This is a genomic window from Salmonella sp. SAL04202, assembly GCF_046550775.1.
GTDB lineage: Bacteria > Pseudomonadota > Gammaproteobacteria > Enterobacterales > Enterobacteriaceae > Salmonella > Salmonella enterica.
Genome location: NZ_JBGDXK010000001.1, coordinates 1,279,794 through 1,293,601, shown reverse-complemented (window position 1 = coordinate 1,293,601; position 13,808 = coordinate 1,279,794). Strand labels below are relative to the sequence as shown.

At 51.1% G+C, this 13,808-nt stretch carries 11 protein-coding genes; 6 read left to right on the top strand and 5 right to left on the bottom strand.

Annotation, left to right across the window (positions count from 1 at the left end):
• Window positions 1-58 precede the first annotated feature (58 nt).
• Window positions 59-202, bottom strand: coding sequence for a stationary-phase-induced ribosome-associated protein (gene sra, locus ACLJQJ_RS06505; RefSeq protein WP_000841559.1), 144 nt, complete (start codon window positions 200-202; stop codon window positions 59-61).
• Window positions 203-296: 94 nt separating this feature from the next.
• The gene (gene bdm / locus ACLJQJ_RS06500) at window positions 297-512 is read right to left on the bottom strand and encodes a biofilm-dependent modulation protein (protein WP_000495700.1); all 216 of its coding nucleotides are present in this window, start codon (window positions 510-512) and stop codon (window positions 297-299) included.
• A 511-nt stretch (window positions 513-1,023) separates the two neighbouring features.
• Here bdm and ACLJQJ_RS06495 point away from each other — a divergent pair.
• The 6 genes from ACLJQJ_RS06495 (at window position 1,024) to glgX (ending at window position 9,631) form a co-directional block, all read left to right on the top strand.
• Window positions 1,024-1,455, top strand: coding sequence for an OsmC family protein (locus ACLJQJ_RS06495; RefSeq protein ID WP_000152297.1), 432 nt, complete (start codon window positions 1,024-1,026; stop codon window positions 1,453-1,455).
• Window positions 1,456-1,804: 349 nt separating this feature from the next.
• The gene (gene hdeB, locus ACLJQJ_RS06490) at window positions 1,805-2,134 is read left to right on the top strand and encodes an acid-activated periplasmic chaperone HdeB (protein ID WP_001032161.1); all 330 of its coding nucleotides are present in this window, start codon (window positions 1,805-1,807) and stop codon (window positions 2,132-2,134) included.
• 141 nt (window positions 2,135-2,275) lie between these two features.
• Window positions 2,276-3,061 carry an OBAP family protein gene (locus ACLJQJ_RS06485; protein WP_063809241.1) on the top strand — a complete coding sequence of 262 codons (786 nt, stop codon included), beginning with the start codon at window positions 2,276-2,278 and terminating at the stop codon, window positions 3,059-3,061.
• 128 nt (window positions 3,062-3,189) lie between these two features.
• Entirely contained in the window at window positions 3,190-4,974 is a 1,785-nt protein-coding gene (gene treZ / locus ACLJQJ_RS06480) for a malto-oligosyltrehalose trehalohydrolase (protein ID WP_023254711.1), read from the top strand.
• Window positions 4,971-7,499 (top strand): malto-oligosyltrehalose synthase, encoded by a 2,529-nt coding sequence (gene treY / locus ACLJQJ_RS06475; protein WP_063809240.1) that lies wholly within the window; start codon window positions 4,971-4,973, stop codon window positions 7,497-7,499. Before treZ ends, treY begins: the two co-directional genes overlap by 4 nt.
• A 56-nt stretch (window positions 7,500-7,555) precedes the next feature.
• Window positions 7,556-9,631, top strand: a complete 2,076-nt coding sequence (gene glgX, locus ACLJQJ_RS06470) for a glycogen debranching protein GlgX (RefSeq protein WP_063809239.1) — start codon at window positions 7,556-7,558, stop codon at window positions 9,629-9,631.
• A gap of 112 nt (window positions 9,632-9,743) precedes the next feature.
• On the opposite strand, the gene ACLJQJ_RS06465 is transcribed toward glgX, so the two are convergent.
• The 3 genes from ACLJQJ_RS06465 to ACLJQJ_RS06455 form a co-directional block, all read right to left on the bottom strand.
• Entirely contained in the window at window positions 9,744-10,946 is a 1,203-nt protein-coding gene (locus ACLJQJ_RS06465; RefSeq protein WP_063809238.1) for a MalY/PatB family protein, read from the bottom strand.
• A gap of 12 nt (window positions 10,947-10,958) precedes the next feature.
• Window positions 10,959-12,410: a Na+/H+ antiporter NhaC gene (gene nhaC / locus ACLJQJ_RS06460; protein ID WP_001522538.1), complete on the bottom strand. Its 1,452-nt coding sequence runs from the start codon at window positions 12,408-12,410 to the stop codon at window positions 10,959-10,961.
• 143 nt (window positions 12,411-12,553) lie between these two features.
• A complete protein-coding gene (locus ACLJQJ_RS06455; RefSeq protein WP_063809237.1) occupies window positions 12,554-13,561 on the bottom strand; it encodes a LacI family DNA-binding transcriptional regulator in 1,008 nt (335 codons plus the stop codon).
• Window positions 13,562-13,808 lie beyond the last annotated feature (247 nt).

Here is a 13,808-nt window from a genome sequence, read left to right as displayed (position 1 = left end):
TAAACAAAAACACCATTGCAGATGCAATGGTGTTTAACGTCATTTCAGGACTGTACGATTACTTTTGGCTGTCGGCGCGGCGCTTTCTGCCGGTTGGGTTATTCACCACGCTGCTGGTGTCGCCTTCAGTAACAACCTTACGCTGGTTGGAAATTCTGTAATCCAGTCCAAGTATATGACGAGCCTGACGGTTCGATTTCATGTTAACTCCTCAATCCTGTTGCTAGTTTTAAGGACAAATTCGCTTACGCGAAAGAAACGTAACCCCTAAGGTTGCCGATACAGCATAGCAGGTTTTACAGAGTCGGGTGCTGCCCGCTTACCACATAGTTGATGGTCTGCTGGTAGATGTCACTGAGGATGTCATTGTCGGAAGCCTCAACCCATTTGGTCAGCTCCATTAAAATATCATCTTCAGTGACAACGCCTAACTCCGCGCGTAATCCTTGCTCAATCGCGTTGACCAGGGCCGGTTGTGCTGCTGAGGTATTTGCTGAGTGATAAGTAAACATATAATGCCTCCGTGAACATGTATTTATTTAGTACGGCTCGCAGAAAATTAATTCGTACTCAGCATGGCAAATATTTTTGCGGCTGTGGTTAAGATTAGTCCTGGAGTTATTTTAACGCAAGGCGGAACTCTAATTGTTTACCCCAGAAGAAAATATATTACGTTTGCCAATTACATATCCTCATACGAGTAGTGGTCAATTAATATACATTTAAAAGGCTACTTATTGCGATTTTTATCCTTTATTACAACGAGATAAGACAAATCTTAATTTGAATGAAAATATACATAATGGAATACGCCTCCGGAAGAAAAAGTAAGGATAAAAAGAAGGATATATTCTTTAAAGAAAGGGAGGCCTGTTGGTTTAATATTCATCACTGAAAAAGCATACAACTATTTTCTATATCTGAAATACGGGTAATCGACAACATGCTACCTCCATCGGCATGGACAACGCAGATTAGCAGCATGGTCTATACTTTATTTTTTGAGCCAACAGGAGAGCAAAAATGACAATCCATAAGAAAGGTCAGGCACACTGGGAAGGCGACATCAAACGAGGTAAAGGTACTGTATCAACAGAAAGCGGCGTGCTTAATCAACAACCGTATGGATTCAATACCCGGTTCGAAGGCGCGCAGGGAACCAACCCGGAAGAGTTAATTGGCGCCGCACATGCGGCCTGTTTCTCCATGGCGCTATCACTCATGCTGGGAGAGGCTGGATTTACGCCGACATCCATTGACACCACCGCTGACGTATCGCTTGATAAGGTGGAGGCGGGCTTCGCCATTACCAAAATTGCGCTACAAAGCAAAGTTGCGGTAGCAGATATTGATGCTTCAACTTTCGATCAAATCATCCAGAAAGCAAAAGCCGGGTGCCCGGTATCGCAGGTTCTGAATGCGGAAATCACCCTCGACTACCAGCTTAACGCCTGATAACCTCTCCAGCCCGGTAACGATGGGTTGATCGGGCTGATGAATATACATTCAGACGGAGGGCTCGCTCCCGGTCTATCTGAATGCCTGCCGTATTTCTATCACCTCAACGCGCCGTAGACCACGTCTGCGGCTATTGTCGTGGCCTACTTTTTCGCCTTAAAATCTGCTCGCCATGTTGCTTTATTCATCAAACATCAAAATCAGTCAACGTAAATATCAATAATAGCCATATCGCGGAGGGTGATCTTTATTCCTGAGAGAGGAGGGGTATTATTTTCTGCGTTCTACATTAACGGGTTAACGCGCAGATGTAGAGGTTATTTATATAATTATTGGAGTAACAACAATGAATAAATTCTCCCTTGCTACAGCAGGTATTATCGTGGCAGCGCTGGTAACCAGTGTTAGCGTGAATGCGGCAACAGATACTACTAAAACAAACGTTACGCCTAAAGGTATGAGCTGCCAGGAGTTTGTTGACCTCAATCCGCAGACGATGGCGCCAGTCGCTTTCTGGGTGCTGAATGAAGATGAAGATTTTAAAGGCGGGGACTACGTTGATTTCCAGGAAACTGAGACGACAGCAGTGCCGCTAGCCGTTGAGCTTTGTAAGAAAAACCCGCAGAGTGAATTAAGCAAAATAAAAGACGAAATCAAGAAAGAACTCTCAAAATAAGAGTAAACTGATATCAAAACCCGGCCTGTGTGTCGGGTTTTACTATTTGTGACACCGTCACAAATAACATCTTCCATTTCTTCTACCAATCACGTGGTATTGCACTATTTTCATTAGAGCCCTTCACTATATGGAGACCTAATGAAAATTTTACCGCTGGCACTCTTTATCATTCCTTTTCTGGCCGGATGCGGCGCCAATAATACGCCGCCGCAAACGCCTATTCCCGGGGAAAAAACATCTGCCAAATTACGTACCCTGGAAACAGGCGCGGCGGCTATTCAATCCAGACCACCTGTCGATGCCATCAGTACCTACCTTGACGGGTTCCATTTTTATAGCGGTGATAAAAACGGACAGATGGAAGCGCACCATTACGTTACCGTCCTGAACGAAGATGTCATGCAGGCGGTGATTTACGACGGCAATACGAAAAACGCGCGCCTGATGGGGGTGGAGTACATTATCAGCGAACGTTTATTTAAAACGCTTCCTCCCGAGGAGAAAAAACTGTGGCACAGCCACCAGTACGAGGTGAAATCCGGTAGCCTGGTGGCGCCTGGCTTACCGCAGGTCGCTGATAAAGCGTTGATGAGTAAGATTGTTAATACTTATGGCAAGACCTGGCACACCTGGCATACCGACCGGGATAAAACCCTGCCAATCGGTATCCCTGCGCTGATGATGGGCTTTACTGGCGACGGGCAGCTTGACCCCGCGCTGCTGGCCGATCGGGATCGCCGTCTGGGAATTGATACCCAGGCCATTAAACGCGAGCGGCAGGATCTGCCTGAACATCCCGTTGTTAAGGGGGCTAACGCCTGGGAGCAGGGGGAGGTTATCCAGCTACAGCGTGTTCAGGGCTCTGGCGAACACGGGCGAGGCGATACCGCGCACTTCGGTACATCTGAGCAATCCCGACAATAATTCCACGGTTTTACACGCAGATAGGAAAAAGAATGCCTGTCAAGTGACAGTGTCACGTAAAAATTAGCCCCATAGTCTATGCTTGTTTTTCGGATGCTGTAGAGGTTATGGGTTAAACGGAGCGACAAATGAGTTCAAAAATTTTTTGCAAAAGCTGGGGGGCTGAATATATCGCCGCTGATGTTGTCCGCTTTCGTCTTTGGGCCACCGGTCAGCAAAAGGTTATGCTCAGGCTTGCGGGTAAAGACCAGGAAATGCAGGCGAGCGGTGACGGCTGGTTTACGCTGGATGTATCCGGGGTGACGCCAGGTACGGAGTATAACTTTGTACTCAGCGATGGCATGGTGGTCCCCGATCCGGCTTCCCGCGCCCAAAAAACTGACGTCAACGGTCCGTCATATGTGGTTGATCCAGGCAGCTACGCGTGGCGCAACACCGGGTGGAAAGGTAGCCGTTGGGAGCAGGCCGTGGTGTATGAGATGCATACAGGCACGTTCACTCCGGAAGGTACCTTCCGCGCCGCAATAGCGAAGCTGCCTTATCTCGCTGAACTCGGCGTTACCGTTATTGAAGTGATGCCCGTTGCGCAATTTGGCGGCGAGCGCGGCTGGGGCTATGACGGCGTCCTGCTTTACGCGCCGCATTCTGCCTATGGGACGCCGGATGATTTCAAAGCGTTTATTGACGCCGCGCATGGGTATGGTCTTTCCGTCGTCCTGGATATTGTGCTGAACCATTTCGGCCCGGAGGGAAATTATTTACCGCTATTGGCGCCGGCGTTTTTCCACAAAGAGCGCATGACGCCGTGGGGAAATGGTATCGCCTATGATGTCGACGCCGTGCGGCGCTATATCATCGAGGCGCCGTTATACTGGCTGACAGAATACCATCTCGACGGCTTACGCTTTGACGCTATCGATCAGATTGAGGACAGTAGCGCCAGGCATGTGCTGGTTGAAATCGCACAACGTATTCGGGAAGACATTACCGACAGATCCATTCATCTGACCACCGAAGATAGCCGCAATATTATTTCTCTGCATCCCCGAGATCAGGATGGCAATGCGCCGCTGTTTACCGCCGAATGGAATGACGATTTTCATAATGCCGTCCACGTTTTTGCGACCGGAGAGACCCAGGCCTACTACAACGATTTTGCTGATGCCCCGGAAAAACACCTCGCAAGAGCGCTGGCCGAAGGATTCGCTTATCAGGGAGAAATTTCACCACAAACCGGCGAACCTCGCGGCGTAAAAAGTACCGGACAACCCCCGGTCGCTTTTGTGGATTTTATTCAGAATCACGATCAGGTCGGTAACCGCGCCCAGGGCGACAGACTGATAACCCTGGCGGGTGCTGAACGAACAAAAGTATTGCTCGCCACGTTGCTGCTTTCACCGCATATTCCGCTGCTTTTTATGGGCGAAGAGTATGGCGAAAGCCGTCCTTTTCTTTTTTTTACCGATTTCCATGGGGATTTAGCCCGCGCCGTTCGTGAAGGTCGCGCAAAAGAGTTTGCCGATCATGCAGGGGAAAATGTTCCGGACCCGAATGCGCCAGAGACCTTTCAACGCTCAAAACTTAACTGGAAGCAACAGCACAGTGAAGAGGGTAAAGCGTGGCTGGCGTTTACCCGCGAACTACTGCTTTTGCGCCAGAAGCATATCGTGCCGCTGTTGTCCGCTGCCCGTGAGAGCTCAGGAACGGTATTGCAAACCGCGCCCGGGTTTATTGCCGTTAGCTGGCGTTTTCCGGGAGGAACACTGTCACTGGCGCTGAATATTAGCGCCACGACGGTATTGCTGCCCGATTTACCGGGTAAGACCCTCTTCGCCTGGCCGAATGAATCCACCGGGTCGCTTTCCCAACATTCTCTTATTGTCCGCTTAGCCCAGGGAGAGTCTGCATCATGATCCCAACTGCAACGTATCGTCTTCAGTTTCGCAATGGCATGACCTTCGACCGCGCTGCGGCGCTGGTGCCTTACCTTAAAAATCTGGGTATCAGCCATCTTTATGCCTCACCCATCTTTACCGCCACCAAAGCGTCAACGCATGGTTATGATGTCACCGATGCGAATGAGATTGAGCCCTCTATTGGCGGGCGCGAAGGATTTGAAAGACTGGTGGCCGAACTTAAAGCGCAAGGGCTGGGATTGATCATCGATATTGTGCCTAATCACATGGCCAGCTCGCTGGAAAACGCCTGGTGGCGCGACGTGCTTGAATATGGCAAGGAGAGCCGTTACGCGCGCCATTTCGATATTGACTGGTCGCGCCGACTGACGCTGCCTTTTTTAGGCGACACGTTTGACGCCGTGCTGGAAAACGGAGAAATTGCGATCAAGCCCGATCCCGCTACGGGTAAGCCCACGTTCGCCTATTATGATAACTATTATCCGCTTGCGCCGGCGACGTGGCAGGGGCGCGAGGCCGAAATACTGGCGCTTACCGATAAAGCCGCTATTGCTGATTTGCATGAGCGCCAGCCGTGGAAATTAATGTCCTGGCGCGAGGCCGCTCGCTCGCTTTCATATCGGCGTTTCTTTGAGGTCACAGGGCTGGTGGGAATGCGGGTGGAAGATAAAACCGTCTTCGACGATACACATCGGCTGATTCTGGAGCTGGTCAGAACAGGGGCGGTTGACGGTTTACGTATCGATCATATCGACGGCCTTGCCGATCCGAAAGCCTATCTTGCGCGTTTACGTCAGGAAGTGGGGCCGGCGTGCTATATCACCGTGGAAAAAATTCTCGCTAAAGGCGAGCAACTTCCTGATGACTGGCCGGTTTCCGGCACCACAGGCTATGAATTTATCGCCTCTCTGGCGGAGGTGCTGGTTGACGATGAGCAGATAGACAATCTGCGCCAGGCTTACGAGACCGTTAAAGGCGCGCCAGTGGATATGCGGGCGGAATTACGGGCGGCTAAATTGCTGATGGTCGATCGCAATTTCGAGGGGGAATTTACCCGGCTGCTCGCGCTTGCGCTGTCGATTGCCAGCGAGCTACAGATCGCACAGGAAGAGAGCGTCGTTCGGCAGGCGTTACGCGAGTTATTAATTGCCTTTCCCGTATATCGCACTTACGGCACGGCAGAAGGGCTACCGCCGACCGATATTTGCCTGTTACACCGTATTGTGGAACGGGTAAAGACGCTTGAAAATCCTCCGCAGCCAGAAGCGCTTACATTTCTGAGCCGTCTTCTTACCGGCGATGTTCCCGCCTCCAGCCAGGAGGAGGCGACACAGTTTCGCGTTCGGTTCCAACAACTCACCGGTCCGCTGATGGCGAAATCGGTAGAGGATACGCTTTTCTTTCGTCAAAACATGGGACTGGCGTTAAATGAAGTCGGCGCCGAGCCCGTCACGCATCACTTCTCCATCGAACGCTTTCACCATGAGATGAAAACCCGACAGGCGCGACAGCCTGATGCGCTATCCGGTACGTCGACCCACGATACCAAGCGAGGCGAGGATGCGCGAGCACGCCTGTATACGCTTACCGAAGCGCCGGAACAGTGGAGCGAATGCCTTGCCCGCTGGCGGCAGATGAACCAGACCCATGTCAAATTTTTGAATGATGGCACTGCGCCAAAATCGGCGGATACGTGGATGTTATATCAGGCGCTGACCGGCGTCTGGCCCCCGATGCTACAACCACAGGACGAAACAGGTTTAAACACGCTGAAAACACGCTTTGAAGCTTTTGTGGAGAAAGCGCTACGCGAAGCGAAGCTACGTACCGATTGGGTGGACAGTAATGAGGCTTACGAAACGGCAATGCTTGATTACGCCCGTTATTTACTGGCGCCGGATAATCAGACATTTTTGCAAGATTTTTATCGTTCCTTGCAACCCTTCATCCGCGCAGGGCTGGTTAACAGCCTGACGCAGACCGTTATCAAATTAACCGCGCCGGGGGTACCTGATATCTATCAGGGGAGCGAGGCGTTAAATTTTAGTCTTGTCGATCCCGACAACCGCCGCGAACCGGATTTCGCCACGCTGGCGCAGCAGTTAGACCAACTGACGCCGGGAGTTTTCTCGCGCGAAGAGAGTTGGCTGAACGGGCAGGTGAATCAGTATGTCACCGCTGCATTACTGCGTTTGCGTCAGCAGAATCATGAGCTCTTCCGTTTTGGCGACTATATACCGCTGCGGGCTGTTGGTCAGCGTGCCGACAAGGTCATCGCTTACGCCAGAGTCAATCATGATGATGCGCTGATTGTTGTTGCGCCCCGACTGGTGTTCGCCGAATGTGACGGCTTATTGTCACAATCGCATAGCGGTTTCTGGTCAGGAACCGACATTATTATACCCGGACAGCTTAATCAGCGTCGTTATCGCAATGTGCTTACCCAGGAGAGGTTAATGCCTGGTGAACACCTGTCGTTGGCCTCACATCAGGGCGGCGTACTGGTTTTAATGAGCGACTGAGTTTATGTGTTGATGTGCCGTGACAGGACAACGTTTACCGTGGGTGGAGAAAGAGAATGACAACGAACAGGGCTTTTGAAATCAGATCAGGATACAACCATACGCTTGGCGCAAATTATGACGGCGAAGGTGTGAATTTCGCTATTTTTTCCGCCCATGCGGAACGCGTCGAGCTTTGCCTTTACGATCCGAGCGGGGAGCATGAAATCGCTCGTCTGGAGTTACCGGAATATACCGACGAAATATGGCACGGCTATGTCCCGAAGTTGCAGCCCGGCGCGCTGTATGGGTACCGCGTTTACGGTCCTTATGACCCGGAAAATGGTCATCGTTTTAACCCCAACAAGCTGCTTATTGACCCTTATGCCCGTGAGCTGGTGGGCGATATTCAGTGGAACGATGCGCATTTCGCGTATCAATTACTTCATGACGATAAAGATTTGACCTTTGATGACCAGGATAGCGCGCCATTTACGCCTAAATGCCGGGTGATTGATCCGGCTGAGGCTAACTGGGAGGATAGACAACGGCCCTCCATACCGTGGTCGAACGCCATTATTTATGAAACGCATGTAAAAGGCTTTACCCAGCTTAATTCCGCGATCCCTGAGCCTCTACGCGGTACGTTTGAGGGCATGGGACATAAAGCCAGCGTGGATTACATTAAAAGTCTGGGTATTACCTCCGTCGAGCTTTTACCCGTTCACTGGTTCCCGGACGATCAGCATCTGCTTGATAAAGGACTGAAAAATTTCTGGGGATACAACTCGCTGGGCTTTTTTGCGCCGGCGACGCGCTACTATGGTCCAAAAGGTATTCAGGGATTCCGCGATATGGTGCGCGCTTTCCATGATGCCGGCGTCGAAGTGATACTGGACGTGGTCTATAACCATACGGCAGAAGGGAATGAGCTTGGCCCCACGCTGTCATTTAAAGGTATCGATAACTTCTCTTACTATCGCACCATGCCCGATCAGCATCGCTATTACATTAACGATACAGGGACAGGTAATACCGTCAATACCTCTCATCCACGGGTACTGCAAATGGTGATGGATTCCCTTCGCTATTGGGCGGAGTCAATGCATGTCGACGGCTTTCGTTTTGATTTGGGCACCATTCTTGGTCGTGAGCCGGAAGGCTTTGATCAGAGAGGCGGCTTTTTTGATGCGGTAACGCAAGACCCGGTGCTGGCAAAACTGAAACTGATTGGCGAACCCTGGGATATCGGACCGGGCGGCTATCAGGTTGGCGGTTTTCCACCAGGGTGGGGCGAATGGAATGATAAATACCGCGATACGGTACGCGAATATTGGAAAGGTGACAACGTCACAAATGATTTCGCCGCACGCCTGCTGGGTTCCGGCGATCTCTATGATTTGCGCGGCCGTCGCCCCTGGTCAAGCGTTAACTTTATTACAGCCCATGACGGCTTCACGCTGAACGATCTGGTGTCTTATAACGACAAACATAATGAAGCCAATGGCGAAGATAATAATGACGGGCATAATGATAACCGCTCCTGTAACTATGGCGCAGAAGGGCCAACCGACGACGAAGGCATCAATGCGATACGCGAGCAACAGAAACGCAATTTCCTGACCACCTTGCTTTTCTCGCACGGCACGCCGATGTTATTAGCGGGCGATGAGTTTGGCCGCAGTCAGATGGGCAATAATAATGGCTACTGTCAGGACAGTGAAATATCGTGGGTCCACTGGGATAATTTGCCGGAAACCGCCAATGCGCTACGGGAGTTTACCCGTCATCTGATTCAACTGCGCGCCACGCAACCGCTGCTGCGCCGGGAAAGCTGGCGTGACGGTCTGGAGATCCGCTGGTTTAACGCCGGCGGAGGGGCGCAGCAATCCGAACAATGGGATGAGGGATCGACGATAGGCGTATGCATTAGTCGTCCCGATCTTCAGCCGGAAGCGGGGATCTGGCATGACGCCTTACTGCTTTTCAATCCGTTTGAAGGCAGCGTACCGTTCCGTATTCCGATGTGGGGAGAAGGCGGCTGGGTACTTGAACTGACGACTGCCGATAACGCGCAGCAGGGAATACGGATTACCGAAGAAATGGATTTCGATCTGGCCGGGCGCAGTATCGTGTTATTCAGACGCCCCTGATAGTAAAACCGCGCTCCGGACCCAACCGGCCTTGATGGCCGGTTTTTTACTGGCGCTCAGGCGATATCATGCCGCAGAAATAACACCGGTGTCAGTTTACCGCCCGAAAAATTCATCCGCCTGTTGGTATTCCTTTGATTGTCTTCACCGATATTCGCTTCAGGCCGTCTATTGCCATTTCAAGGTAGGTACGTGGACATCCCAGATTTAAACGGATAAATCCGCTGCCCGCCGGGCCAAAGCCGCTGCCCATTGAAGGAGCAATACCCGCGACATCCGCCATTACCCATTTTAGCTGTTCGTCATCCAGTCCCAGTTTTTTACAATCCATCCATAATAAATAGGTTCCCTGCGCCGGGACAATTCTTGCCCAGGGAAGGTGCTCTGTCGCCTGTTCAACAAACCAGCGGCGGTTTTCAGCCAGGTAATCCAGTAGCGAATCCAGCCACTGTCTGCTTTCATTCCATGCGGTAGTCGCCGCCTGAACGGAGAGGGCGTTAAAGACATCCAGCCCATGAGCGTCCAGACGAGACAGGAAACGCTGGCGAAGCGTAGGATCGGGAATGAGAAAATTAGAAATTCGCAACGACGATAAGCCAAACGTTTTGCTGGCCGCAGTGGCGGAGATGACCCGTTTATGCCAGCGCTCCCCTAAATGCAGTACCGAGGTAAAGGTTTCGCCGGGCAGCAATAGATCGGCCCATATTTCATCCGAGATGAGAGTGACATCATAAGCTTCACATAATAAAAGCAGTTGCTCCAGCTCGTTGGCCGACCAGCAACGCCCGGTTGGATTATGTGGATTACACAAAATCATCAGCGGAGGGCGCTCATGGCGAAACAGCCTTTCCAGTTGGCATAAATCCATCTGGTAGCCGTCGTCCAGCGACTCGCTAAGGGGATTCTCCAGCAGTTTTCTACCATTAAGCGTGATTATTTTGGCGAAGGAGCCATAGTATGGTCCCTGTACCACTACGCCGTCGCCTGGATGCGTCAACATTTGCACTAAGAGCGCCAACCCTGGTACGACGCCTTCCACGCTGCATACCCATTCCTGTTTTAACGTGAGCTGGTGGCGTGACGAAAACCAGTGAAGCAGGGCGTTAAAATAGGCCTCATCACGTTCACTATAGCCAAATACGCCATGCTCGATTCGCTGATGCAATGCCGCCTGAACCTCAGGCGGGCAGGCAAAATCGAAATCAGAAACCCACATCGGCAGCAGTTTCCCTGCGCCATCGCCAAAGTGACGCTCAATAAAATCCCACTTTACCGAACCAGTATTGTTGCGATTGATAATCTGGTTAAAATCCATCTTGTTTCCTTATTATTCCGTCACTGACGATTGCGGCGACTTTTCTGAGGCGGAGGCAGTTCTGGCAATACCAATTCCGCTAAAACCATAAATTAATGCGAAGAAGATTGCCGCATAGCATTGGATAGCCCAGGGCAGAAGATCAAGCGTGCTAACGCCCAGCGTGGTTGCCATGTAGACGCCAGCCGAGGTCCACGGCAGGAGAGGTTCGATAACGGTACCGGCATCTTCTATCGTCCGTGAAAGGTTTTTAGTATCCAGCCCCATACGACGATAGGCATCTTTAAACAGTTCGGCGGGAACTAACAATGCCAGTTTACCGTCGCTGGTCGCTCCTGTGACCAAAATTGTGGTGCCGATAGTGGCGGCAATGAGTTGACCAACGCTATGAATAATGGTCAGCAGTCGGTTAATGATGATCGTTAACGCGCCAGTTAACGTTAGCGCTCCGGCGAATGAAAAAGCGCAGAAAACTAACAGTATTGTTCCCATCATCGAGAACATTCCGCCCCGGTTTAGCAGGCGCGGAACATCGGCCACGACACCTTCTGCGCCTTGTGGGAACATGGCGATATCAAATCCATCAATGAAAGCGTCCAGTCCCTGTTTGATGCTCAGTCCCTGCATGATGACGCCAAGGAATAAGGCAAGTACGCAGGCGCTTAACATTAATGGGATGACAGGCTTCTTGCGAATTGCGCCCCACAGTACGATCATCGGCGGCAAAATAAGAACAATATTAAAATGGTATAGCGACTCCAGCGAGTGGATGATGTCCGTAACGCGCTGCGGCGTGGCCACCTCGCCCAGCATATTACTGTGTCCGGCGATAAGATAAACCACGGCGGCAAGCAGGAAACTTGGCAGGGTCGTCCAAAGTAAATGCTGAATATGCTCAAACAGAGTAGTGTCTGCGACAATCGCGGCAAAGTTAGTCGAGTCGGACAACGGTGAGATTTTGTCGCCGAAATAAGCGCCAGAAACGACGGCGCCAGCTGCTGCTGCAAGAGACACGTCCAACCCGGCGGCAACCCCCATTAACGCAACGCCAACCGTCCCGGCGGACCCCCACGATGTACCGGTACAGACGGAGACCACGCTGGTTAAAAAGAAGGCTGCAATCAAAATATATTCCGGGCTTATGAGTTTTAGCCCCCAGTACACCATGTAGGGAATGGTGCCACTAAACATCCAGGTGCCAATCAAACCGCCCACGCAGATCAGGATCATGATAACCGGCATTGCCTTAGCCAGTTTATCCACCACTGAGTTGATGATGTCTTCCCAACAGTATCCTTGCCACCATGCAATGCCTGCCGCTACCGCCGCAGAGCATAGAAGGAGCGGTTCGATACGTAGCCCCATGATGCCGTAACCGATAATCAACAATAGCAACATGGAGATGACTGGGATTAGCGCTAAACCCAATGACAGCGTTTTCTTCTTGTTTTGTGATGCACTCATAATGGAGCTCCGGTCAGTAAGGTAGCTCAAGGGTAGGGGGATACGCTTCCCACTACTGTGATCCATTACTTTCGTCCATGTAACCGATTACATGAGAAGGGTTAATTTGACAGCCATCACGGTTTTTACTGTTGACGACGCATTCACCGTGAAAAATAGGGCGCGACAGAATCGCGGATCACCAGTTCGGCATTGAAATGATTGCTGCTGGGCGGCGGCGTAATGCCCTGGTATAACTGTATCGCCAGTTGCGCGGCACAACGCGCCATTTGTTCGACCGGATAATGCATTGTTGTTAACGCCGGATAAAGATACCGGGCCAGCACCACATCATCAAAGCCGACAATAGAGAGCTGTTGCGGAAGCTGAACGCCGCGTTGATGAAGAATACGCATAATGCCAGCGGCCATCACATCGTTAAACGTGACCGCTGCCGTAAGGGGAAGCCCGCTATTAATAAGTTGATGCGCGGCCCGCTCGCCGCCTTCTTCGTTAAACGGAACGCTAATCACCCAGCGAGGGTCTGGAGAAATACCATATTCTTCCAGCGCCTGACGGTAACCATCAAGGCGTTCCTGACGATCGATAATTGGCAAGTCAGATGTCACACAGGCGATGCGCCGATGCCCGTTCGCCAGGAGATATCGGGTCGCTTCCCTGGCGGCGCTGCGATTTTCCAGCCAGATACACCGGTTGGCCATACCGGCGATATAACGATTAACAACAACCAGCGCTGGAAAGTGGGCTGCGTAGCGCAGCAGCTCTTTATCCGGTAATCGGCTGGCGTGTACAACAATAGCCTCACAGCCTTGATTAACCAGAAAATCCAGTCCCGCTTTTTCCATTTCTTCATCGTGGCCGCCGCTACATACCATCAAGCGATACTGCTGCTTACGAGAAACATCTTCTACGCCGCGAGCAAGGTGGGCAAAAAAAGGATCAGCCAGATTGCCGGTTAACAATCCGAGCATATCGCCGCTACGTTTCGCCAGCGCGATAGCGGCGGCATTCCGGCGATAATTGAGATCGCGCATGGCTTTCTCTACACGTTCGCGCGTGACGGGTTCAACCCACGCGGTCTGGTTAATGACACGTGATACAGTCGCGGTTGATACACTGGCCAAAGATGCAACATCCTTTATTGTCGCCATGTTAAGCTCATATTTGTTCGTTTAAAGGGTATCAAAGCCATTGATTATCATGTTACGTGGAAATCAGTGCAATCACTGCGGCGCAGCCTGAATTTATAAACATTTTTAAAATCATCTTAAATCCTGGTAACTGCAAATTTTAGTAGCTACCTCAATGAGTTATTGACCACTGAATTTTCTACGATAACATGACTAACAATATACACATGATAAGAACCACTACACTGGGAAATCGTTATGTAGTGAA